This window comes from Marinobacter sp. NFXS11, assembly GCF_040148675.1.
Lineage (GTDB): Bacteria > Pseudomonadota > Gammaproteobacteria > Pseudomonadales > Oleiphilaceae > Marinobacter.
In genome coordinates this window covers 56278-81392 of sequence record NZ_JAGDDV010000004.1, presented here as the reverse complement: position 1 = coordinate 81392, position 25115 = coordinate 56278, and the positions used below count along the sequence as shown (strand labels likewise).

Here is a 25115-nt window from a genome sequence, read left to right as displayed (position 1 = left end):
GGATCAGTCGTTTTTGGAGAGCACTTCAAGGGTGCGATTGTGGTTGGTGTAGATACAAATATCGGCGGCGATATCCAGACCCTTCTCGACTATCTCGTGGGCAGACAGGTCGGTGTTTTCCAGCAGGGCCCGGGCTGAAGCCTGGGCGAAGGGTCCGCCCGACCCGATGGCAATCAGGCCCTGTTCCGGCTCTATCACATCCCCGTTACCGGTGATGATCAGCGAGGCAGTTTTGTCCGCTACAGCCAGCAAGGCCTCGAGCCTGCGCAGGGCGCGGTCTGTGCGCCAGTCTTTCGCCAGTTCCACCGCGGCCCTGGTGAGGTTGCCCTGGTGTTTTTCAAGCTGGGCTTCGAATCGCTCGAACAGGGTGAAGGCATCGGCGGTACCGCCCGCGAAGCCGGCGATCACTTGGCCGTTGTAAAGGCGGCGAACCTTCCGGGCATTGCCTTTCATTACGGTATTGCCCAGGGAAACCTGGCCGTCGCCACCCATGGCAACTTCGTCATCGCGCCTGACGGAAAGAATGGTAGTCATTTGGGCTCCAATTGCCTGATTGAAATTGGTATCCCGTTGTTATGGAGGCTTCTGGTGCGAATTCAAGGTGTTTGCACCAGGCCCGAAAGATCAGCCTTCCTTGGGGATCTTTCGGACCAGTGGCTGGATATTCAGAGAAACCAGTTTGTCGATAGCGGAATTCATCTGACTTCGGGATGTGAAAGGACCAACGTTGACACGGTACCAGACGGAGCCGTTGTCCATGTCAATCCTCTGCGTGCTTGCCCGCAAACCCTGGAAGGCAATCTGGGCCCGCTGTCGCTCGGCGTCTTCCTTGCTACGGAAGGAGCCGGACTGAAGCAGATAATTGAAGTCCGTTTGTGTTGGTCCGGGGGTGTATTCTTCGACTTTGGGTGGAACCACCTCGGATTCCGGCAGCATCTCGTAGAAGCGGAACCCTGGCTTGTCCTCTTCCTTGGCTGTTTCCGCGGGCGCCTTTGCAGATTTCTGGGCCGGCTTCTCACTGACCGTTTGCGGCTGCGAACCCGGGTTCGCAGGCAGGGAATTCAGATAAAAGATAAACCCGATAAAGCCGCCCACGGCAGCCAGAGACAGAATCCACTTGAGCGACAAACTGCCGTGCTGGGCACGGGCACTGGCCTTGGGTTTTGGGCGGGCCGCTTTTGGCTTTGCCTGCTTCGCCGGTTTCGTGCGCGACGTGGCCGACGCTTTGGCGGGCCTGCCCTTGCGGGCGTAATCTCGGGACATTCGTGTTACATCTCTTCCGGTGCGCTGACGCCCAACAGGTCCAGACCGTTGGCAATAACCTGCCGGATGGCAAGGTAGAGGCTGACCCTGGCATCACGAATCGCCGTATCTTCAATCAATACCTTATGGGCGTTGTAATACGTATGGAACTGGCCCGCCAGATCCCGCAGGTAGTGCGTGAGATGGTGCGGCTCACGTTGCGCGGCGGAATTGGCGATGAGCTCCGGATACTTGGCCAGCTGGTTGGCCAGGTCCTTTTCCTCGTCAAGCGTCAGCAGTGAGAGGTCGCCAATACATTCATTGCCACTGCGCTCTACACCTTCCTCGGCCAGTTTTCGAAGTACGCTGCAGATGCGCGCGTGGGCATACTGAACGTAATAGACCGGATTTTCATTGGTCTGGGAGCGAGCCAGATCGATATCGAAGGTCAACTGGGAGTCAACCCGGCGCGCGGCCAGGAAGAAACGGGTCGCGTCGCGGCCCACTTCATCAATCAGGTCCCGGACTGTTACATAGCTGCCGGCTCGCTTGGAGATTTTCACCTCCTGGCCGGAGCGGGTCACCATCACCATCTGGTGCAGTACATAGTCCGGCCATCCTTCCGGAATGCCGGTGTTCAGCGCCTGCAAGCCGGCGCGAACGCGGGTTACGGTAGAGTGATGGTCGGCACCCTGTTCGTTGATGACAGTGGTAAAGCCCCGCTGCCACTTGTCGAGGTGATAGGCAACATCCGGCAGAAAGTAGGTGTAACCACCATCCTTCTTGCGCATGACCCGGTCCTTGTCATCGCCGAATTCCGTGGTCTTCAGCCACATGGCGCCATCCTGCTCGTAGGTGTAGCCATTTTCCTGCAGGCGCTTGACCGTGGCTTCGACCTTGCCGTCTTCGTATAGGGATGATTCCAGGAAATAGACATCGAACTGAACCCCGAAGGCTTTCAGATCCAGATCCTGCTCCCTCCGAAGGTAGGCGACGGCGAATTCGCGGATGGCATCGCGGTCTTCCGGATCCGCCTTGGCGGTCACTTCCCGATCGTCTGCAGTAACGGTGTCGCCGGCAAGGTAGGCATTGGCAACATCAACAATGTAATCGCCCCGGTAGCCGTCTGCCGGCCAGCTCTCGTCGTCCGGCGTCAGGCCTTTCACCCGCGACTGAACTGAGAGTGCCAGGTTATCAATCTGGGCTCCGGCGTCGTTGTAGTAGAACTCCCGGGTTACAGCGTACCCGTTTGCCTCCAGCAGCCGGCAAAGGCAGTCGCCGATCGCCGCGCCACGGCCGTGGCCAACGTGGAGGGGGCCTGTGGGGTTGGCCGAGACAAACTCCACCTGAACTTTTTCGCCCTGGCCCTGATTGTTGCGGCCGAAACGATCCCCTTCATCCAGTATGGTATTGACCACTTCAAAGGCACTCGCAGTGCTCATAAAGAAGTTGATAAAACCGGGCCCGGCAATCTCCACCTTCTCCACCGCACTGCTCTTAGGCAGGTTCTCGACCAGCGCCTCCGCCAGTTTGCGGGGCGCGCAGCCAGCCGCTTTCGAGGCAACCAGGGCAATGTTGCAGGCATAATCGCCGTGGGATTTGTCCTTGGTATTGCCCACCTGTGGAGTGAAGGACTGGTCCGCAGGCAGCGTGCCATCGGCTTGGAGTGCTGCCAGTGCAGACTGGAGCAGATCGGAAACGGTCTCTTTCATGCTGTCAGATGACTCGGTTTACAGGAGAATTGGATTCGGGGCAGGAGGCCCGTTGAAAACAGAAGGTGGCTATTATCGCGGAAAGGTGGCCTATTCTCAAACGAAAGAACCCGGGGCTTTTGGTCCCCGGGTTCTGTTTTCTAAACGCTTACCATTAGTTCGGATCTGAGCATACTGCGGCCGAGCCGTATTTGCTTTCGGTTCCTCCGGGAGGAGAGGCTTCGATATTGTTCAGATCTGAAGCGGAGCACGACAGCGTGAACTCCGCAGTTCCCTGGCTCTCGGACCCTTCAACTTCGACGGTGGCAGTCAATCGGAAGTCAGCCCACGAACAGTTGCTCTGCGGATACAGGAGCGAGAACATTGCCGAGCCATCATCCCCAGTGGTCAGCGTTGCGGGTGCAAAGGTCGCATCGTTGGAAGGTTCCAGCTTCTGGTTGTTGTTCTGGTCTTCATTCTGATCAAGAATCCCGTTCAGATTTACGTCTTCCGCATCACAGGTCGCAGAGCGGTTGGGCACCCATTGATCCGGCTCGAGGTCCCCATCAATGTCTGTAGCTACATAGACGCCCTTGCCATAAGAAATTGGTAGAAGCTTCAATTCAACGTTTACACCGCTAACGGGGGCACCGTTCACATCGGTTACGAAAGCAACCCATTCGCGATCATAGCGAACACTGTCTGGTTCTATAATTTCGTTGCCGGTGCCTAGCGTAATACGTAGTGCTTGCCCGCCTACAGTCAGTGAAATAGTTGAAGAGGGTTGAGTTCCGGCGTTCGTCTGAGCTTGAATAACAACCCCGTCGCTGGCTGTTCCGCTGCTTCCAGCCTGGTAAGTCACGGTCGCACGCCCCAGAGAGTCGGTGGTTGCTTGGGATTCGAGAAGCTGACCGTTACTCTCATCAGTGACGATGCTGAACGTGACTGGCTGGCCTTTGACCAAGTTGTTTTGAGCGTCTCTCAAAACCGCAGTTACCTCAGTTTCCTGCTGTGGATTCAACTGCGTATCATTTGCCTGAATGATTAGGCTTGTTGGGTTGGTGGCAACAAACTCTATCTGTCGGGTCGCAGTCAGTCCATCGGTAGTCGTGGCGGAAATGATAGATGGTCCGGCAGTTGAAGAGCTGATGTCAACAGAAGCTTCTCCATTCGCAGTTGACACTTGAGTGGCGCTCAGCGTACCACGAGTCGCAGAGAAGGTAATGGTCTCACCGTTGACGGGAGCGCCGCCAGATGTCAGCACGACAGTCACTGTTTCGGATGTGTTCAGATTAACTGTTTCGATCTGAGTTGGATCTGGGTCGTTGAAAAGGAAGCTATCCTGGTCAACCTGAACATCGATAGAGGCTTGCACAGTGCTGCTGCCGCTGTAGGCGGACACGGTAATCGTATCGGTGCCGCCAGTGTTGGCTGTGAAACCCAATGATACTGTCCCTGTAGCGCTTGTAGTCTGAGAGGCGCTGGTCAAGGTGTTCGAGCCGCTGCTGGAGACGCTGATGGTCTCACCGCTTATGCCGTTGCCGTTCGAATCGGTCAGGCGAACTGTATAACTCGCATTGGCCCCGATTGAGACGGCTGTGGGCCCGGAAATGGATATGCCTGTGCCAGTCGCCTGAACAGATACAGTGTCAGTCTGACCGCCTGCTGTGGCTGTGACGGAGATAGTCCGGTTCTGGGGATTACTGGAGTTAGTTAGTATTGCCTGGGCATTGCCATTGGGGTCAGTCACCGCGTTAACCACCTGAAGTGCAGCGCCGCTGGTGCTGAATGTGACTGGAACTTCCGGGAGCAGAACGCCGTTACTATCCTGAACAGAGGCAGTAAGCGTGACCTGTGAGTTCGCTGCAGTGCCAATCTGAGGCGAGTCGGAAAGTAGGTTGATAGAGCCAGCAGTAACCTGTCCTCCGTCATCATCTCCGCCGCCACCGGTATTGTTACCGGGTCCCGCAAGGGGTGAGGAACCGCTGTCGCCGCCACAGGCAACGAGCAAAAGAGACAGAAGGCTGGCTGCCATGGTTAAGCCAAATTTCCCCGACATTGTTATCTCCACTTTCCGTAAGTGTCGTTTATCTTGGTCTCGCCCAGTCCCTCAGAGTTCAGGGAGCCTGATAAGACAAAATGCTAGTTCGCTGAAATCATAGCACATCGAAATTTATGATCGCTCAAGGTTACGCCATTTTGTGAAAAACTTTGTAACGTTTTTATGTTCGTGGCAGTAGCTCACATTTCTGGCGACGGATTTGCCTTTTTACCCGGTCTCCTGCGGATCAACATCAATCATCCATTTGACCCCGGCAGGCAGCTTTCTCTGGTCCAGTTCCTGACAGATTCCGGTCAGCAGGCTGTTCAGCTTTTTCCGGTTGCGGGCGTTGAGAATCAGTTGCGCGCGGTGCTTGTCGGCGCGCCGGGCAATCATGGCTGGCAACGGTCCCCAGGTTTGGATACCTGTGGTCTTCGCGAGGGGCTTTATTGTATCCAGCACTTGTAAGCTCTTCTCCATGGTGTCGGCTTCTGCCCTGAAAATAGCCATGGCCCGGAATGGCGGAAATTGGCCTTCTTCCCGCTCTTTCAGGAGTTGGTCGGCTATGTCGAGGTAATGGCCTTCGCACAGCGTTTTTAACAACGGGTGGTCGCTGTGGCAGGTTTGCACAAGAACTTTGCCGGGCTTTGTGCCCCGGCCGGCGCGGCCACTGACCTGCAGAAGGGTCTGTATGAGTTGCTCGGGCGCGCGAAAGTCCACGCTGAACAGCCCCCCATCCGCGTTTACCACCACTACGAGTGTGACATTCGGGAAGTCGTGTCCTTTTGCCAGCATCTGGGTGCCCACAAGTACGCATGGTTTGCCGGTGTTGACCTGGTTCAGGATGCCCTGGATGCTGCCCTTGCGCTGCGTGCTGTCGCGATCCACGCGCACCACTGGCGTATCCGGGAAAGCCGTGGCGAGAATGTCCTCGGTTCTTTCGGTGCCCTGTCCAACCGGTTTGAAGGCCTCACTCTTGCACTTCGGGCACTGCTCGGTGGCCGCCGTCTGGTAGTCGCAGTGGTGACATCTCATCGCCCGGTCCCGGCGGTGGTAGGTCAGGCGAGTGTCACAGCGCGGGCATTCAACCATGTGGCCACAGTCAAAGCACATCATGACCGGAGCAAATCCTCGCCGATTGACGAAAACCAGCGCCTGCTCACCTTTTGCCAGAATTTGTTCGATGGCATTCAGGGCAGGGCGGGAGAGGCCGCCCTCCAATGGGCGACTCCGGATATCCAGCAAGCTGATGGCCGGGGGCACAGCATTCCCGGCGCGTTCTTCAAGCTTTACCAGATGGTATTTGGCCTGCTCTGCATTATGAACGGATTCCAGCGACGGAGTGGCAGATCCCAGAATGACGGGGCACTTGTTCAGGTGTGCGCGGTAGACGGCCAGGTCCCGGCCGGAGTACCGAAAACCTTCTCCCTGCTTGTAAGAGCTGTCGTGCTCTTCATCGACAATGATGGTTCGCAGGTTGGTGAACGGTAGCAAAGCAGCCGATCGGGTACCTACCAGAATAACGGGCTCGCCGTTCCGAACTTTCAGCCAGGTCGCCAGACGCTCACTATCGTTCAGGGCTGAGTGCCATACGACAATCCGGGCGCCAAAATAGTGCTGGAATCGGGCGACCGTTTGTGGCGTGAGGTTGATCTCCGGAACCAGTACCAGGGCTTGATCCTGATCTCCCAGGTGTTCTTTCAGGTAATGAAGGTAGATCTCGGTTTTTCCGCTACCGGTGATGCCATATAGAAGGAAGGCGGCGAACCCCTCGTCCGGGGTAGCGAGCTGTTCTGCGGCAGACGTCTGCGCCCGGGACAATTTGGGTCGGCGGGCCAGCAGCTCGGGGGCTTCATTGAAATCCGCCGGTCGGGCTGGCGAGACAACCTCGATCAGTTGCTTCTCCTGCAGTGCCTTGAGTTGCGCCCGGTTGAATCCCGCCCTCAGAATATCGGTTGTCGGGGCGCCGTTGGATCGCTGGTTCAGCCAATCCCAAAGGGCTTTCTGTTTATGAGCATTCGCGGGGATCGTCGAGCCGCTGTCGACTGCACGCCACCACTGGTCTGTCTTTTCCTCTGCAATGCGCCCTCGTCTGAGTGCTGGGGGCAGGGCAGTGAACAGGCATTCGCCGAGCGGATGCTGGTAATAATCGCTTGCCCAACTGAGAAGCTTGAAGGTTTCCGCGGGCAGCGCAGGCCAGTTTTCCGTTGCGCCTGCCACAGGCTTGAGAGTGATGCCGGGAGGAGGCTCAACGCCCACCTCAACAACAAGGCCCGTTGCCTGCTGCCGGCCAAAGGGTATTCGCACTCTCTGTCCAGGCATCAGTTCAAGGCCCTCCGGAATAATGTAATCGAAGAGTCGACGCAGCGGACGATTCAGGGCAATGCGTGCGATCAACGGCACTGAGTGCTCCACGGAATGACGGGTGTCACGGTTTTTCCTTATCCTGTTTCAGTCGGCGGCCTGCCGCGAAATCCGGGGTGGGCGAGTCCGGACGTCAGGGTGGTGCTTGCCTGCAGAACTAATTGCAAGTAAGATTCTCGGTCTGTTTCCGGCAGGGCATGATTGTGCCCCGTCTTCTCAATTGATTCAAACGTGCGGTGCCTGGCGCCTGGGCAGATTCGATGCCCCGTGATCAGGTAGCGGCATGACCTAACGAGGTTCGCCATGAAAGAAGGTATCCACCCGAAGTACGAAGAGATTACTGCAACCTGCTCTTGCGGTAATACATTCAAGACCCGTTCTACCTACACCCATGATCTGCAGCTGGATGTTTGTTCCCAGTGTCATCCGTTCTACACCGGCAAGCAGAAAGTTATGGATACCGGTGGTCGTATCGACCGTTTCCAGAAGCGTTTCGGTGGTCGCATCGGCGCCAAGAAAGACTGATCGAGCTGCATTCGGGAAAAGCGCCTTCGGGCGCTTTTTTTGTGCTCCGTTGTCATAGTGTATCTATAAGATACATACGCAATTAGCCCTATTGACTGTTCACAAAATGTTCATGAGGCACTTGTCGTTTCCGGGCTGGCGGGCCATAATGGCGCGCTCCGCCGAGTAGGGGCCTTCGATTCGGAGTTGATCCGAGGCTCTTTGGCTTCGGCGGTTCATTACCTTTAAACGTGACAAACGGAACAGTGGCAATGTCTCAAGATCTGAAAGAAGCAGCCCTTGAATATCACGCCAAGCCGCGGCCTGGTAAGCTGAGTGTTGAAATCACCAAGCCAACCAAGACCTCCCGCGACCTTTCCCTGGCGTATAGCCCCGGGGTTGCCGAACCGGTCCGCGAGATCGCAAAGGACCCGGAGAACGCATACAAGTACACCGCCAAGGGCAACCTGGTGGCTGTCATCTCCGATGGTTCCGCGATTCTTGGTCTGGGTAACCTGGGTCCGCTGGCAAGCAAGCCGGTTATGGAAGGCAAGGGCGTACTGTTCAAGCGCTTTGCCGGAATTGATGTTTTCGATATTGAAGTCAATTCCGAGAGCCCGCAGGCGTTTATCGAAACAGTTGAGCGTATTGCAGATACCTTCGGTGGTATCAATCTGGAAGACATCAAAGCGCCGGAGTGCTTTGAAATTGAGCGTGCGCTGATCGAAAAGTGCAACGTGCCCGTCTTCCATGATGACCAGCATGGTACTGCTATCGTAACTGCAGCCGGCATGATCAATGCCCTCGAACTGCAGGGCAAAAAGATTGAAGAGGCGAGGGTGGTCTGCCTGGGTGCCGGTGCTGCCGCCATTGCCTGCATGAAGATTCTGATCAGCTGCGGTATTCGTTCTGAGAACATCTTCATGCTCGACCGCAAGGGTGTGATCCACTCTGGTCGTGATGATTTGAATCAGTACAAGGCAATGTTCGCCAACGACACTGACAAGCGCACTCTGGACGACGCGATTGATGGCGCTGACGTATTCCTGGGGCTGTCCGGTCCGGATCTCCTGACCGCTGAACAGCTCAAGAAAATGGCTCCCAAGCCGATCGTTTTCGCCTGCTCCAACCCGGATCCGGAGATCAGCCCGGAAATTGCCCTGGCAGCCCGGGATGATCTGATTATGGCCACCGGTCGCTCTGATTATCCGAACCAGGTTAACAATGTGTTGGGTTTCCCGTTCATTTTCCGTGGAGCGCTGGACGTTCGTGCCACCGCGATCAACGAGGAAATGAAGGTGGCGGCAGTCAATGCAATCCGTGAGCTGGCCAAGGAGCCTGTGCCTCAGGAAATTTGTGAGGCTTACGGTGTCGAGAGTTTCGAGTTCGGGAAAGAGTACATCATTCCCAAGCCGATGGACGTCCGCTTGCTGGAAGTTGTGCCGGCCGCCGTTGCTCGAGCTGCCGTGGATTCCGGCGTTGCACGTAATCCATACCCTGCGCACTACCCGCTCAAGTCCATGGACGACATTATCTGATCTGTCGTTCAGGGTATAAAAAAACCGGCGGTGATCCCGCCGGTTTTTTTGTGCCTGCTTCTGACGTCAGAAGATTCGCCTTGACAGGTCGTCTTCCTCGGAGCCTCCGTTGCGGTCGCTCTCGGTTTCTGATGTCAGAGACGGTGGCGCATCCTCTTCCCGGAAGACCTCGAAAATGCCATCCTCGCCCGGCCTTGCCCGCTGTCCGGTTTCGGGGTTGATCCGGATATTGACGATGCCATTGGGTCGAGGCATGAAGGAAGAAGGTGCCCCTTCGAGAGCTGCTTCCATATAGTCCAGCCAGATGGGGAGGGCGGTGCTGGCGCCAAACTCGCGTCTGCCCAGAGGTGCCGGTTGGTCGAACCCAACCCAGGTGGTTGTAGCCACTTCGTGATTGAAACCGGCAAACCAGGTGTCTTTCTGTTCGTTGGTGGTGCCGGTTTTTCCAGCGATGTCGTCCCGGCCAAGGGCCAGTGCCCGCCTGCCGGTGCCGCGACGAATGACGTCCTGCATCATTGAATGCAGAATAAAGACCGAGCGTTCGTCCGCCAGTCTGCGCATAACCCGAACCTCGGGCGAGTCCTCACTTGTTTCAGAAACATTGGTGACGTTGTTTGGCGAGCCTTCTTGCTCGCCCGATGTTTCCTGTCCTGTGCCGTCGTCGCAGTCTTCGTCGCACAAAACGGTTTTCGGCGCCTGGTAAATGGTCTCACCGCTAAAGTCAGTGATATTCTCGATCAGGTAGGGTTCAACGTCGTAGCCTCCGTTGGCAATCACGGCCATGCCTCGGGCAAGTTCCATGGGAGTAAGCTGCCCGCTGCCCAAGGAGAGTGACAGGTCGTCCGGCATGTTTTCTACCGGGATTTCCAGCTGTGCCAGGTAATCCAGGGTGTTCTGGATGCCCAGGTCGCGCAACAGTCGGATCGAGACCAGGTTGCGTGAGCGGTAGAGTGCTTCCCGTAGTCGGGTTGGGCCATAGAACTGCCCGGAGGAGTTCTGGGGTCGCCAAGCAGTCTCCAGTTCCGAGTCATCGAAGACAATCGGCGCATCGTTGTAGATGGTGGCGGGTGTCATGCCGCTTTCCAGGGCGCTCAGGTAAAGGAAAGGCTTGAAGGTGGAGCCAGGCTGTCGTCTTGCCTGTATGGCACGGTTATATTTGCTCTGACCAAAACTGTAGCCTCCGCTCAGTGCCTCAATGGCGCCGGTTTTGGCTTTCAGTGAAATGAGTGCGCCTTCAGCCCTCGGGATTTGAGCAAGCGCTACCGTGGCTTCAGCGAGCCGCTCCGATTCGCCATTCTGAGGTTCGTTCGTTTTGGATTCGGAGTCGGGCGAAGCCGGATCTGGGTTCTGGGCGCGCACATAGATAACGTCGCCGGGAGCCACAACATCGGAGGGCTTTTCAGGCTCAGGGCCCGTGAGATTTTCCGTTTTGTAGCGCTTCGCCCAGGTCATGGTTTCGAAAGTCATGGTGGCGGGGCCGATGCGGCGCGCGTGCACCGCCACTTTGCCGGATTCGTCGTCAACCTCTGTGACGATTGCGGGAAGCAGGGACTCCACGCGAGGATAGTTCAGGATCAGATCTGACGGTTCACTCTCGGCGAGTGTTTCCTGATCAATCTGCCCAATAGGGCCCCTGAAGCCGTGGCGCCGATCATAGGCTTCAAGGCCGTCTCTTAATGCCTCTGTGGCAACCTGCTGTTTTTTGCCGTCAACTGTCAGCGTTACGGTGTAGCCATCGGTGTAGGCGTCTTCGCCGAACCGCCGAACCATCTCGGATCTCGCCATTTCGGCAACATAGTCGGCGTCGACTTCAGTCTCCGTGCTGTTGTAGCTGGCAGTAATGGGGGCGGAAACGGCAAGTTCGTGGGCATCCGGAGTGATGTACCCCAGGTCGCGCATCCGTCCGAGAATCCAGTTGCGCCGGATCATCGCACGGTCCGGGTTGGCCAGGGGGTTGAACGCCGAGGGCGCTTTTGGCAAGCCGGCGAGCATAGCCATCTGGGCGAGGGACAGTTCCGAGACCGGCTTGTTGTAATAAACCTGTGCAGCGGCGGCAATCCCGTAGGCCCGATTGCCCAGATAGATCTTGTTCAGATAGAGCTCGAGAATGCGGTTTTTATCCAGTTCACGTTCGATCTGAAGAGCCAGAAGTATCTCGTTGAACTTCCGGATAAAGGTTCTGTCCCGTGACAAAAAGTAATTTTTTGCAACCTGCATTGTGATGGTGCTGCCCCCGGACTGGATCTCGCCGGTAGAGACCAGTTCGATTGCAGCCCGCGCCAGGCCTTTGATGTCGACCCCGAAGTGCTCGTAAAAACGCGAGTCTTCAGCTGCCATGAAGGCTTGTAACTGAATTGTTGGGATCTGTTCGATTGTGATGGGTGCCCTTCTCTTTTCACCGAATTCTGCTATTAATCTGTTGTCTTTGCTATAGACCCTTAATGGCGTCTGAAGCTTGATGTCCAGAAGCTGATGTACCGGCGGAAGGCCAGGGCGAAGGTAAAGATAGAAGCCTGAGGTTACGATAACGGCGACACTCAGTCCGGTAAGAAACAACCAGGCAAAAAGGCGAGATGTGCGCAACAAATGAGACATTTTTTTCTGACAACTGTTGGATATAGGTCTATCATTTGAGAAATTGCTTTAGGATGGAAGAGGTGCTTCACCGCTGCAATAGTTCTCAACTAAAGAAGAACACGCATTGTAGACGGAATGGTGAAGAAATTCTCTTAAATAAAAAACACATAAGTTACGTAACCGGGTGCATCTAACCAGGTATAGGGTGAGCGCGTGTTTGGATTAGGAAAGAAATCCAGTGCAGTGCTGGGCGTGGATATAAGCTCCAGCTCGGTCAAACTTCTGGAGCTATCGAAGCAGGGCGACCGGTATAAGGTCGAGAGCTACGCGGTGGAGCCTTTGCCGGCCAATGCCGTGGTGGAAAAGAATATTACGGACGTAGAAGCTGTGGGCGAGGTAATGAAGCGCGTAGCTTCCAAGTCCCGTTCTGGCGTCAAACAGGTAGCTGTTGCTGTCTCAGGTTCTGCGGTTATTACCAAGCTTATCCAGATGGATGGCGGCCTGAACGAATTCGAGATGGAAGATCAGATTGCCCTTGAGGCCGATCAATATATTCCATACCCGCTGGATGAAGTGGCGATCGATTTCGAAGTTCAGGGACCTTCCGAGAACAACCCCGACCAGGTGGATGTGCTTCTGGCTGCTTGCCGGAAGGAAAACGTCGACATCCGGGAGGATGCGCTCGAGATTGCTTCACTGACTACCAAGGTGGTTGACGTTGAAGCCTATGCCCTTGAACGCGCCTACGCACTGATCGAGCCTCAGCTGGACTCTCAGGGAGAAGAGCTGGTGGTAGCGATCGTCGACATTGGCGCGACCATGACCACGCTGAGTGTTTTGGCCGGTGGCAAGACCGTTTACACGCGGGAGCAGATTTTCGGTGGCAAACAGCTGACCGAGGAAATCCAGCGCCGTTATGGTTTGTCACTCGAGGAAGCCGGTCTTGCGAAAAAGCAGGGCGGACTGCCTGATGATTACGAGTCAGAAGTGCTTACGCCGTTCCGCGAGGCTGTCGTGCAGCAGGTTGCCCGAGCGCTTCAGTTCTTCTTTGGTGCCAGTCAATACAATGCCGTCGATTACGTGGTTCTGGCCGGAGGCACGGCCTCGATTCAGGGGCTCACCGAAATGGTCGAAGAAAAAACGGGAACGCCGACCATGGTCGCGAATCCTTTTGCAGATATGGCGGTAGGTTCAAGGGTGAACGCGTCGGCACTGAGTAATGATGCGCCTTCCCTGATGATTGCCTGCGGCCTGGCAATGAGGAGCTTCGACTGATGGCAAAGATTAACCTACGACCGTGGCGCGAAGAGCTTCGCGCCGAGAAGCAGAAACAGTTCGTGGTCATGATTCTGGGCGCTGCGATCATTGCTGGCGGCCTGGTCTTTCTCTGGAAAACCGATATGGATAGCCGGATCGCCTACCAGCAATCCCGCAATGCTTACCTCGAATCAGCGACCAAAAATCTGGATCAGCAGATCAAGGAGATTGAGGACCTAAAGCGGAAAAGGGATGAACTTCTTGCCCGAATGCAGGTTATTCAGGATCTCCAGGGCAAACGGCCCGTTATTGTGCGCGTTTTCGACGAATTGGTCAGGACTTTGCCTGATGGGCTTTTTTATACGGACCTCAAGCGAACTGGTGACCAAATTGACATCGTGGGAATGGCTGAATCCAACAGTCGTGTATCTACGTTGATGCGTCAGTTTGAAGAATCAGACTGGTTTACGGATCCGGATCTGTCCAATGTGTCGGCTGCTGAGAGTCGTCGCGCGGGGTACAGTCAATTCAATCTTTCAGTCCAACAAAAAACTCCTGAGCCTGAAGGGGAGGATGGTCAATGAGCCTCGCCGACTCACTTAAAAGTCTCAATGAATTCGATATCAATGATCTTGATGTAAATAATGCGGGTATTTGGCCGGCACCAATCAAGGCCATTGTTGTGCTTATCGTGTTTGCTCTTATAGCTGGCGGGGGCTACTGGTTTTTCGTGAAAGATCAGTATGTTCAGCTCGAGCGTGTGGAAAAAACCGAACAGGATCTAAGGAAAAAATACGAGGAGAAAGCTTACCAGGTGGCAAACTTGGAGGTCTTCAAAGCTCAAATGGCAGAAATGGAAGAAACCTTCGGCGCGTTGGTGAGGCAGCTTCCAAGTGAAACTGAGGTCCCGGGCTTGCTGGAAGATATAACTAACACGGCGTTAGGCAACGGGCTTTCTCTTCAGGAGGTGGCTCTTCAGCCTGAGCAGCGTCGTGATTTCTATTCAGAGTTGCCGATTAATATTCGTGTGACTGGCTCTTATCATGAGCTTGCCTCGTTTGTCAGTAGTGTCGCAAGCCTGCCCAGGATCGTCACACTGCATGATTTAACCATTAAACCAACAGGCGGAGATGGAGAGCGACTTGACATGCAAGTTGTAGCTCGCACATACCGCTACCGGGCTGGAGAGTGAGCATGACAGTAACGCATGCGATGAGAGCCTGGCTGGGTGTTTGTTTGGTCTCTTTGCTGACGGCCTGTTCCCAGGACAGCGGTTTTTCAGATTTAGATCAATTCATGGCAGATACTCGTGCAAAGCCGAGAGGCTTCGTAGAGCCTCTTCCGGAATTTAAAGCCTACGAGGCGTTCAGTTATTCTGCTGCAGATCGTCGTGCCCCATTTGAGCCGCCAATCGATGTTCAATTGACCATGGTAGATGAGCGGCCTGTAAGCGATGTTGAGCCCGATCTGGATCGGCCTCGAGAGGTTCTGGAAAATTTTGACCTGAAAGCGCTCGCAATGGTCGGTACTCTTCAAGGGGCATCCGGTAACCTGTTTGCTCTCATCGAGGACGATACGGGCGGTATTCACAGAGTGCGTATCGGCAATTACATGGGTCAAAACTACGGTCGCATCGTGGCCGTTAGTGAAACACGAATTGAGCTCATTGAAATCGTTCCCAATGGCCGGGGTGGCTGGGTCGAGCGTCCTCGCTCCCTGACCCTGGATGAAGGCGCAGGCTAAGGAGCGGCTGGATGAAAGTTGAAAGAAACATGCACGTACAAAAAAGTTTAGGGTCGAGGCTAGCGATGTTCAGAAAACTCAATGTATACGTCAGCGTGATTGCTTTTGGGTTGTTATCCGGCCTGGCCAACGCGGTCACGCTGGAAGACGTGTCGTTTTCGTCGCTACCGGGCGAGCGGCTTGAGGTGACACTGCAATTTGATGGGGCGCCACCGGAACCCTCCGGCTACACTATTGAGCGCCCCGCTCGGATCGCGGTAGATCTTCGGGATACGACCAGTGGCCTTGATAGCCGAAGTGTGCCTCTGGGGTCGGGTAATGCCCAGAGCATGACCGTGGTCGAGACCAAGGATCGAACGCGGTTGATCTTCAATCTTGTTGAGCTGGTGTCCTATGACACAGTTCGTTCTGGTAACTCCCTGATCATGACAATTGGTGGGCAGACTGAGGGCGTTGTTGCCAGCTCCTCAACCTCCGCTTCTCAGAGCAGTGGAACAACCAACGCGGCGCCATCTAATGCCCTCGCTGGGGTCGATTTCCGTCGCGGCAAAGACGGCGAAGGTCGAGTACTTGTGGATCTTGGCAGCTCCAGCACGCCGGTCGACCTGACAGAACGCGCCGGCAGAATTCGTCTTACCATGGATGGTATTGCTGTGCCTGCCGATCTGCGGCGCCGGCTCGACGTGACGGATTTCGCCACGCCGGTTACTCGCATTGACACCTTTGTGGAAGATGGCAATGCCGTTGTTGAGATCAGCCCTGAGGGCAACTACGACTACATCGCCTACCAGTCTGGTAGCCAGTTTACCGTCAGTGTCGAGGAGCTAAGCCAGGAAGAAGCCGAATCCCGCCGGGAAGAGAAGTTCCCGTATACCGGCGACAAGCTCTCCCTGAACTTCCAGGATATCGAAGTCCGCTCGGTACTTCAGCTGATCGCCGACTTCACCGGACTGAACCTCGTGGCCAGTGACACGGTGGGCGGCAGCATTACTCTCCGTCTCCAGAACGTTCCCTGGGATCAGGCGCTTGATCTGATCCTGAAGACCAAAGGTCTTGATAAGCGTCAGATCGGTAACGTTTTGCTAGTTGCGCCTGCAGATGAGATCGCAGCTAGGGAGAAGCTTGAGCTTGAAACCAGCAAGCAGATTGCTGAGTTGGCTCCCGTGCGCCTTGATATCGTTCAGGTGAACTATGCTAAGGCGGCTGATATTGTTGCTTTGATCAAGGAAGATGAGGAGCTTATTTCTGATCGGGGTTTTGTGTCCTCTGATGTTAGGACAAACACGATCAGTGTCAGGGAGACCGCGGAGAAGTTAGAGGAAATTCGCAGGCTGGTTTCAACTTGGGATGTTCCTGTGCGTCAAGTCTCTATAGAGGCTCGTATTGTGCGGGCCCAAACGAATGTTGCCGAGAACCTGGGTGTTCGTTGGGGTGGTGCTGCCTACGATGTGAGTGGCGACAACGTGTTTACAGTCGGTGGTTCTCAGGGATCGCTGCAGGAGGCTCGTGACGCAGCTGCCGGGAATAGCAACACGATTTCTTTCCCGGGAGCTCTTGCCGTTGATCTTGGTGTTAGTGGTGAAGGTACCTCCTCCTTCGCCATTGGATGGGGCAGTGACAACTTCCTCGTTGATCTGGAATTGTCCGCTTTGGAAAGCGATGGCCAGGCCGAGGTTGTTTCTCAGCCAAGGGTGGTTACTGCTGATCGCCAAACAGCATCTATCAAATCAGGTGAGGAAATTCCTTATCAAGAGGCCACTTCCAGTGGCGCGACCAATATAGAATTTAAAGAAGCGGTTCTTTCACTGGAAGTGACACCTCAAATCACGCCTGATGACAAAATCATTATGGACTTGGTAGTAAACCAGGATTCCAGAGGTGAAGTTACGGCAGGCATTCCGTCCATCAATACAAACTCTGTTACTACACAGGTTCTGGTTGGCAACGGCGAGACAGTAGTTCTGGGTGGCATTTTCCAGTCTGAGGTTGCGACTCAAACGACCAAGACGCCGTTCCTTGGAGACATCCCTTATCTGGGCCGTATCTTCAAGCGCACTGAGCACCTTGATGAGCGCAGCGAGCTGTTGATCTTCATTACGCCGAAGATCATCAAGAACGATCTGCTTCGTTAATCGGTGCAGTTAAAAAGCCGCCGCTTAAAACCGGCGGCTTTTTTGTGCCTGAAATTGGCCCGAGACGGGTCCTGAACTTATGCAATCACGGGCCCTGTGATATTCTCACCCGCCTGAACAAAACTGAGCGGAAGTTATGTCTTTGCCGAAACGCGTTGTCCTGGTTGGCCCCATGGGAGCAGGGAAAAGCACGATTGGCCGGATGCTCGCCAAAGAGCTCGGCTATCGTTTTCTTGATTCTGATCGCATCATTGAAGAGCGCTGCGGGGCCAACATTCCGTGGATTTTTGATGTTGAGGGTGAGGACGGGTTCCGTTTGCGGGAAACAGCCATGCTGGACGAGTTGTCTCATGAGGATCGGACTGTACTTGCTACTGGTGGTGGAGCCGTCATGCGCCAGGAAAACCGCCCGATTCTCAAGAGGGGTGCAACGGTCATCTATCTGAAAACATCCATAGACCAGCAGGTGGAGCGAACACGCAAGGACCGGAATCGGCCTTTGCTACAGAACGACGACCCCGAGGCGGTGTTACGGAAGCTGTTCTCAATCCGCGATCCGCTGTATTCAGATCTGGCGGACATCATCATGTACACGGACAAAAAGAGTCCCCGGCTGGTGGTGCGTCAGCTGGTGAATCGGCTGAATCCGAAAACGCCGCGTCACAAAAGGCAGGTACGTAAGGAGGGTCGCAATCATGTCTAATCGGTATCGCGAGCTCTCGGTAGAGCTCGGTGAGCGCAGCTATCCCATATTTATCGGTGAGGACCTTCTAGGTACTCAGGATCTGTCAGCTTACGTTTCTGGGACGCAGGTCATGATCGTCACCAATGAGACTGTGGCACCACTCTATCTTGAACGGGCGAAAGCCTGCTTTCCGGGGAAGCGGGTTGATACCGTCGTACTTCCGGATGGCGAGAAGTTCAAGGATTGGCAGACTCTTAACAGCATCTTTGACGGTCTCCTTGAACAGCGCCACACGCGGAAAACCACTCTGGTTGCCCTCGGTGGAGGTGTGGTCGGGGATATGGCTGGTTTTGCAGCAGCCTGTTATCAACGTGGTGTACCGTTCATCCAGATTCCAACGACGCTGCTTTCCCAGGTCGACTCCTCTGTTGGCGGCAAAACCGGCATCAATCACCCGCTTGGCAAGAACATGATTGGGGCTTTCCATCAGCCGCAAGCGGTGTTGATAGACACGGCAAGTCTACAGACTTTGCCCGCCAGAGAGGTGTCAGCGGGGCTGGCGGAAGTTATCAAATATGGGCTGATCCGGGATCAGGGCTTTCTTGGCTGGCTTGAAGAGCACATGGATGCATTGGTCAGCCTTGATCCTGGGGCGCTGGCAGAAGCCATCTTCAGGTCCTGCGCTTGCAAGGCCGAAATTGTTGCACTTGACGAGCGCGAAGGTGGCCTCAGGGCGATCCTGAATCTTGGTCACACCTTCGGCCACGCGATCGAAACCTATGCCGGTTATGGCAACTGGCTGCACGGGGAAGCAGTAGGCACCGGTATGCTGATGGCCGCCGAATTGTCCGCGCTTGAAGGAATGATCAGTCGTGACGATTGTGATCGTATAAACCGACTGATCCTCCGGGCCGGTTTACCGGATAAGCCCCCGGTTGCAATGACGGCCGATGACTTTATGGGCCTGATGGCTGTCGACAAGAAAAACGTGGATGGCCTTTTGAGGCTGGTCCTGCTTCGTTCGGTTGGAGACGCCGTGGTCACATCCGAAGTGAGTCCTGAAAACCTTGCTCTCACCTTTGCACGTTTTTGCATTTCGGCATGATGACGGCCCGAAGGTATCAATAGTTTGGTAGCGGATCAGAAGACAAGGAAGACCCGTGACTGAAGAAAGCTTGAACAGTCTTGATGGCGGCGGCCTGTTCCCCAGGTTGCAGCAGCGCTACAGCCTCCGTGCCAACCCGCTGGAAATGGAGACGCCGTTTTTTCCGGACGCCATGCGCCATCATGCTCTGGAAGCATTGCGCCATCTATGCGGCTTCGGTGACATGGCTCTGCTATTGACCGGTGCTGCTGGCTCGGGCAAAACCCGGATACTGGCGGAGCTGGTCCGCAGCGAATCATCCAGGCTCGACTTTCACCGTATACCGGCGGCAGCGCTGACCAGTGGCCAGGCCCTTGCCCGGGACCTGAAAGCGGTTTCCCGTTCAAATCTCGGCCCGGAAGATAGCCCTCGAGACCTGGTGTATGGCTTTTTCAAGTGGTCTGAATCGCGGGTCCGAAAGGGCCAGCGTATGGTCCTTTTGATTGACGATGCCGACCGGGCGCCGACGGAGTTGCTAAGGCTGATCCTGTCCGCCTATCTGGCTTCAGAGCGCGGCTCTTCTGCAGTTCCGGTGTTTGCCGGTACGGATAGCCTGGTCCAGTCGATGGGCCTGGATGATGCGAGCACGAGTGTCCACCAGATACATCTGCGGCCTCTCACCAGGGATGAAATCGTTGCCTATCTGACACCACGGGTTCACGCTGCCGGCGGCAAGGCAGGGGAGCTTCTGAGCTCGGCTCGGGTCTCCAAAATTCACGCTCTGAGCCAGGGTAGTTTTGCACGACTCAAGCGTGTGACTCCGGGCGTTTGGCTGGACATGGTGGCCTCGTCGAGTGTTGATCGCCCGAGGCAGGTTCCGTGGAAGCGGTTCCTTTTGCCGGGACTGGCGCTTGTTCTTCTCGCGAGCTCTTGGTGGTTCGTGTCGCGCCAATATGATGAATCCGTTGCCGGCGATACTGTAAAAGCACCGGAGCCGGTGAGAAAGAGCATAACCATTGGGCCTGATACTGAGCATTCAGTGCCATCCCCCGAAGAGCCGCCGCAGGACCAGCCTGCCGTGGAGCCTGAAACGGTATTGACAGAGCCCGTAAGCGAGCCGGAAGCTGACCAGCCAGAGCCAGAGCCAGAGCCAGAGCCAGAGCCAGAGCCAGAGCCAGAGCCAGAGCCAGAGCCAGAGCCAGAGCCAGAGCCAGAGCCAGAGCCAGAGCCAGAGCCAGAGCCAGAGCCAGAGCCAGAGCCGGGCTTTACTCCGGCAAACCCGGCGTATTTTTTGGCGATTGATCAGGTTCGGGCGCGTGGAGGCTGGACCATTCAACTGGTGGCCGGCAATCTCGAACAGACTGCTCTGAACGTTATCTCCCGCTATTCACAGCTTGGTGATCTGGTCTATACCCGCGGGGAAAGGCAAGGCCAGCCCTGGTTTATGGTATTCTTTGGGGAGTTCCAGACCCGGGCGGCGGCAAATGCCGCGGCATCTGGTTTGCCAGAAGAACTGGCTTCCAGGTCACCCTGGGTGCGCCCGGTCGACAATTTATAGCGCCGCCGTTTTCGGCGCTAACTCGTTGTTCCATAACCTTGTCGACTGGTAATCCCGGTTTCGGCTTCCCACAATAACGTCACGCCGATTTGAGTACGTATTTCTACGTGTGTAAAATAGCCAGCCCCCATTTTCAGTGTCGAAGGGTGGTTGTTTGGCTGTGTGCCAATTAACTCTTTGATTGAAAAGCATTTCTACGCGAGAGAACGCTTATGATGACAGGTTTGTATCATCCCGATGAATTCAGGGACAACTGCGGATTCGGTCTGATTGCCCACATGAAGGGCGAGGCCAGCCACAAGTTGTTGCAAACTGCCATCGAGTCTCTGACCTGCATGACCCACCGAGGTGGTATCGCTGCAGACGGAAAGACCGGCGATGGTTGTGGCCTTCTGATCCAGAGCCCGGATGGCTTTCTGAAAAAAGCCGCCCAGGCAGCGTTTGGCAAGGAGCCGGGTGATCTTTTTGCTGTCGGCCAGGTCTTCCTGAACCCCGACGAAGCCAAGGCCTCGGCTGGCCGTGCGGCCATCGAGAAACGGTTGACCGAGCAAGGGCTGGGGATTCTGGGCTGGCGTGAAGTGCCGGTTGATGACAGCTGTCTCGGCCCCATGGCGCTTGATTGCCTGCCCCGAATTGAGCAGGTCTTCGTGGTGCCTGGCGGCAAGGCAGAGCGTGATTTTGCGATCAGTCTGTTCGTGGGCCGTCGCCACGCAGAAAGCGATATGGCCGACGATCCCGAGTTCTACATCTGCAGCCTGTCACACCGCACCCTGGCCTATAAGGGCCTGATGATGCCGGCAGATCTGGCCAACTTCTACAAGGATCTGGGTGACCCTGATCTCGAGACCGCCATCTGTGTTTTCCATCAGCGGTTCTCCACCAACACCATGCCACGCTGGCCGCTGGCCCAGCCGTTCCGGTATCTGGCTCACAACGGTGAGATCAACACCATTGACGGCAACCGTAACTGGGCCATCGCCCGGGCCGCCAAGTTCAGCTCTCCGGAATTGCCAGATCTGCAGACCCTGCAGCCTCTGGTGAACCTCACCGGTTCTGACTCCTCAAGCATGGACAACATGCTGGAAGTGCTGCTTGCCGGCGGTGTTGACCTGTTCCGCGCGGTCCGCATGATGATTCCGCCAGCCTGGCAGAATGTCGACAGCATGGATTCAGAGCTGCGTGCGTTTTACGAGTACAACTCCATGCACATGGAGCCCTGGGATGGTCCTGCCGGTCTGGTCATGTCGGACGGCCGCTATGCCGTCTGTATGCTCGACCGGAATGGTCTGCGCCCGGCCCGGTGGGTCATCACCAAGGATGATTTCATCACGCTGGCGTCGGAGATCGGAACCTACGGTTATCAGCCCGACGATGTGGTGGCCAAAGGCCGTGTCGGGCCCGGTCAGATGCTGGCGATCGACACAGAATCCGGTGAAGTCCTGCACACCAAGGACATTGATCAGCGTTTGAAGACCGCTCAGCCCTACAAGCGTTGGCTTCGGGAAAACGCTCTCCGCGTCGAGACCACCCTGAACCAGGATACTCCGGACTTCAGACTGATGGATTCCGACGAGCTTCTGGTGCACCAGAAGATGTTTATGGTCTCCTTCGAGGAGCGTGACCAGGTCCTGCGTCCGCTGGCGGAGAACGGCCAGGAAGCGGTTGGATCCATGGGCGACGATACCCCGATGGCCGTGCTCTCGAGCAAGGTGCGCCATGTGGCGGACTATTTCCGGCAGAAGTTCGCCCAGGTGACCAACCCGGCAATTGACCCGCTGCGTGAGTCGATTGTCATGTCCCTGGAGACCTGTCTGGGTGCCGAGCGTAACGTATTCGAGGAAACTGCCGATCACGCAGACCGCATTATTCTGACGACTCCGGTTCTGTCGCCTGCCAAGTTCCTCAAGATCGCCAACAACGAGCGCCCGGGTTTCGAGGTCGCGCGTATTTCCATGAGCTACCGTCCAGAACAGGGATTGGAGCAGGCGATTCGCCAGGTTTGTGAGGAAGCGGAACAGGCCGTCCGGGACGGTAAGGTGCTGCTGATCCTCACCGATAAAGATCTGAAGGAGGGTGAACTGCCGGTCAATGCCCTGATGGCAACCGGGGCGGTTCACCATCACCTGGTCAAGAAAGGATTGCGCTGCGATTCCAACATCGTTGTTGAGACCGGTTGGGCTCGCGATCCCCATCATTTCGCCGTGCTCTTCGGGTTTGGAGCAACGGCGGTCTACCCGTACCTTGCTTACCAGGTTCTGAACGACCTGATCCGTACCGGCGAACTGCTGATGGATCCGATCGATGCCAAGAACAACTACCGGAAGGGCATCAACAAAGGGTTGCTGAAAATACTGTCGAAGATGGGAATTTCTACTATCACTTCCTATCGTGGCGCCCAGCTGTTTGAGGCGGTCGGTCTGGCCGATGATGTCGTTGACCTGTGCTTTAAGGGTGTGCCCAGCCGAATCCAGGGCGCCGGGTTCTACGACTTCCAGCAGGACCAGGAGCAACTCGCGTCCGTGGCCTGGAAACCGCGCAAGCCCATCATTCAGGGCGGTCTTCTGAAGTATGTCCATGGCCAGGAGTACCATGCCTTCAACCCGGATGTGGTCGGCAAGCTCCAGGAGGCGGTAACCAGTGGCGATTATGGCCACTACAAGGAATACGCCGGTCTTGTTAACGAGCGTCCGGTTGCCACGCTCCGTGACCTGCTTGTCTTCCGGAAAGACATCAAGCCGATTGATATATCGGAAGTAGAGCCGGTTGAAAACATCTTCCCGCGCTTTGATTCGGCCGGTATGTCACTTGGTGCCCTGTCACCCGAAGCCCATGAGGCGTTGGCGGTGGCCATGAATACCCTGGGCAGCCGGTCCAATTCGGGCGAGGGCGGTGAAGATCCCGCTCGCTACGGCACTGAAAAACGCTCGAAAATCAAACAGATCGCATCCGGACGTTTTGGCGTTACAGCCGAATATCTGCGTAGTGCGGATGTCATGCAGATCAAGGTGGCCCAGGGTGCCAAGCCGGGCGAAGGCGGCCAGTTGCCCGGTGGCAAGGTCAATGAACTGATCGCCCGCCTGCGTTATTCGGTCCCGGGCGTCACGCTGATTTCACCGCCGCCGCATCACGATATCTATTCCATCGAGGATCTGGCCCAGCTGATTTTCGACCTCAAACAGGTCAATCCGCAGGCTCTGGTGTCTGTGAAGCTCGTCTCTGAGCCTGGCGTCGGTACGATTGCTGCAGGTGTGGCCAAGGCGTACGCCGACCTGATCACGGTGTCCGGTTACGATGGAGGTACAGCTGCGAGCCCGCTGACGTCGATCCGCTACGCCGGTTCTCCCTGGGAGCTCGGGCTGACCGAAACCCAGCAAGCGCTTCGAGCCAATGACCTGCGTGGCAAGATTCGCCTGCAGACTGATGGTGGCCTGAAAACAGGTCTGGACGTGGTAAAAGGCGCGATCCTTGGTGCCGAGAGCTTCGGTTTCGGTACCACCCCGATGGTGGCGCTGGGCTGCAAATACCTGCGCATCTGTCACCTGAACAACTGCGCGACCGGTGTGGCTACCCAGAACGACCACCTCCGTGAAGAGCACTTCAAGGGCACGGTGGAAATGGCGATGAATTTCTTCCGCTTCGTGGCCGAAGAGACCCGTGAGTGGATGGCCAAACTGGGCGTGCGTACCCTGGAAGAGCTTGTGGGTCGCGTTGACCTGCTGGAGCGCCTGCCCGGTGATACCGAACGTCAGAAGAAGCTGGATCTGAGTCGCCTGCTGTCTAACGACCATATTCCTGCGGACAAGCCGCAGACCTGTCAGGTCGAACGGAATCACCCGTTTGATGAGGGCAGGCTCGCGGAACAGATGGTTCAGGATACCGCTGCGGCGATCAAAGAGAAGAGTGGAGGCGCCTGGTCCTATCGGGTCACCAACTGTGATCGCTCTATTGGCGCCCGCCTCTCTGGCGAAATCGCCCAGATCCATGGTAACCAGGGTATGGTGGATGCACCGATCACCCTGGACCTGACCGGTACCGCTGGCCAGAGTTTTGGTGTCTGGAACGTGGGTGGTCTCAACCTGATCCTTGAAGGGGATGCCAACGACTACGTCGGTAAGGGCATGACCGGTGGCAAGCTGGTTGTGAAGCCGCCCCGCGGCAGCGCGTTCAAGACCCAGGAAACCTCTATCGTCGGCAATACCTGTCTCTACGGCGCAACTGGCGGCAAACTCTTTGCTGCCGGAACCGCGGGTGAGCGATTTGCAGTTCGTAATTCCGGTGCCCATGCCGTTGTGGAAGGCGCCGGAGACCATTGCTGTGAATACATGACCGGTGGTCTGGTGACGGTGCTGGGCTCTACTGGCCACAACTTCGGTGCTGGTATGACCGGTGGCTTTGCTTACGTCATGGATATCAACAACACGTTCGTGGACAAATACAACCACGAGCTGGTGGAAATTCAGCGGATTTCCAGCGAGGACATGGAGTCCTACCGCAATCACCTGCGTGGTGTTATCCGGGAGCACATCTCGGAAACCGGCAGTGAGTGGGCAGAGCACATTCTTGAGAATTTCGACGATTACATCGGCCGCTTCTGGCTGGTGAAACCCAAGGCTGCGAATCTGCGCAGTCTGCTGGCCAGCACCCGGGCGCGTCCGGAGTAAGAGGCTGAAAGGGTTTGGGGCGAGCAGCCTGGCTGCCG

17 protein-coding genes are annotated in these 25115 nt (G+C 56.0%); 11 read left to right on the top strand and 6 right to left on the bottom strand.

Features of this window, described 5'->3' with window-relative positions; all coding sequences use genetic code 11:
• Positions 1-3: 3 nt before the first annotated feature.
• The 5 genes from hslV to J3362_RS19050 all read right to left on the bottom strand — a co-directional run bounded on the left by hslV (position 4) and on the right by J3362_RS19050 (position 7377).
• Positions 4-534, bottom strand: coding sequence for an ATP-dependent protease subunit HslV (hslV, locus tag J3362_RS19070; RefSeq protein ID WP_008170810.1), 531 nt, complete (start codon positions 532-534; stop codon positions 4-6).
• A gap of 90 nt (positions 535-624) precedes the next feature.
• Positions 625-1263, bottom strand: a complete 639-nt coding sequence (locus tag J3362_RS19065; protein WP_349521796.1) for an SPOR domain-containing protein — start codon at positions 1261-1263, stop codon at positions 625-627.
• 5 nt (positions 1264-1268) lie between these two features.
• On the bottom strand, positions 1269-2954 hold the full coding sequence (gene argS / locus J3362_RS19060; RefSeq protein WP_349521795.1) for an arginine--tRNA ligase: 1686 nt from the start codon (positions 2952-2954) through the stop codon (positions 1269-1271).
• A 154-nt stretch (positions 2955-3108) separates the two neighbouring features.
• Positions 3109-4992, bottom strand: coding sequence for an Ig-like domain-containing protein (locus J3362_RS19055; protein WP_349521794.1), 1884 nt, complete (start codon positions 4990-4992; stop codon positions 3109-3111).
• Between the two features lie 210 nt (positions 4993-5202).
• Positions 5203-7377, bottom strand: coding sequence for a primosomal protein N' (locus J3362_RS19050; RefSeq protein WP_349521793.1), 2175 nt, complete (start codon positions 7375-7377; stop codon positions 5203-5205).
• Between the two features lie 264 nt (positions 7378-7641).
• On the opposite strand from J3362_RS19050, the gene rpmE reads away from it, so the two are divergent.
• On the top strand, positions 7642-7863 hold the full coding sequence (rpmE, locus tag J3362_RS19045; RefSeq protein WP_008170804.1) for a 50S ribosomal protein L31: 222 nt from the start codon (positions 7642-7644) through the stop codon (positions 7861-7863).
• A 251-nt stretch (positions 7864-8114) separates the two neighbouring features.
• Positions 8115-9380: a malic enzyme-like NAD(P)-binding protein gene (locus J3362_RS19040; protein ID WP_349521792.1), complete on the top strand. Its 1266-nt coding sequence runs from the start codon at positions 8115-8117 to the stop codon at positions 9378-9380.
• A 66-nt stretch (positions 9381-9446) separates the two neighbouring features.
• On the opposite strand, the gene J3362_RS19035 is transcribed toward J3362_RS19040, so the two are convergent.
• Entirely contained in the window at positions 9447-11975 is a 2529-nt protein-coding gene (locus J3362_RS19035) for a penicillin-binding protein 1A (RefSeq protein WP_349521791.1), read from the bottom strand.
• A gap of 195 nt (positions 11976-12170) precedes the next feature.
• Between J3362_RS19035 and J3362_RS19030 the strand changes: the two genes are divergently transcribed.
• The 9 genes from J3362_RS19030 (at position 12171) to gltB (ending at position 25077) form a co-directional block, all read left to right on the top strand.
• Complete coding sequence (locus J3362_RS19030; RefSeq protein ID WP_349521790.1) at positions 12171-13232, top strand: pilus assembly protein PilM; 1062 nt, start codon at positions 12171-12173, stop codon at positions 13230-13232.
• Positions 13232-13798, top strand: a complete 567-nt coding sequence (locus J3362_RS19025) for a PilN domain-containing protein (RefSeq protein WP_349521789.1) — start codon at positions 13232-13234, stop codon at positions 13796-13798. Before J3362_RS19030 ends, J3362_RS19025 begins: the two co-directional genes overlap by 1 nt.
• On the top strand, positions 13795-14406 hold the full coding sequence (locus tag J3362_RS19020) for a type IV pilus inner membrane component PilO (RefSeq protein ID WP_014576029.1): 612 nt from the start codon (positions 13795-13797) through the stop codon (positions 14404-14406). The genes J3362_RS19025 and J3362_RS19020 overlap by 4 nt, the downstream gene beginning before the upstream one ends.
• 2 nt (positions 14407-14408) lie before the next feature.
• The gene (locus J3362_RS19015; protein WP_349521788.1) at positions 14409-14957 is read left to right on the top strand and encodes a pilus assembly protein PilP; all 549 of its coding nucleotides are present in this window, start codon (positions 14409-14411) and stop codon (positions 14955-14957) included.
• Between the two features lie 65 nt (positions 14958-15022).
• Positions 15023-17089, top strand: a complete 2067-nt coding sequence (locus tag J3362_RS19010; protein WP_349521883.1) for a type IV pilus secretin PilQ — start codon at positions 15023-15025, stop codon at positions 17087-17089.
• 136 nt (positions 17090-17225) lie between these two features.
• A complete protein-coding gene (gene aroK, locus J3362_RS19005) occupies positions 17226-17792 on the top strand; it encodes a shikimate kinase AroK (RefSeq protein WP_349521787.1) in 567 nt (188 codons plus the stop codon).
• Positions 17785-18879: a 3-dehydroquinate synthase gene (gene aroB / locus J3362_RS19000; protein WP_349521786.1), complete on the top strand. Its 1095-nt coding sequence runs from the start codon at positions 17785-17787 to the stop codon at positions 18877-18879. Before aroK ends, aroB begins: the two co-directional genes overlap by 8 nt.
• 55 nt (positions 18880-18934) lie before the next feature.
• Positions 18935-20416 (top strand): SPOR domain-containing protein, encoded by a 1482-nt coding sequence (locus tag J3362_RS18995; RefSeq protein WP_349521785.1) that lies wholly within the window; start codon positions 18935-18937, stop codon positions 20414-20416.
• 212 nt (positions 20417-20628) lie between these two features.
• The gene (gene gltB, locus J3362_RS18990) at positions 20629-25077 is read left to right on the top strand and encodes a glutamate synthase large subunit (RefSeq protein WP_349521784.1); all 4449 of its coding nucleotides are present in this window, start codon (positions 20629-20631) and stop codon (positions 25075-25077) included.
• The last annotated feature ends 38 nt before the right edge of the window (positions 25078-25115 follow it).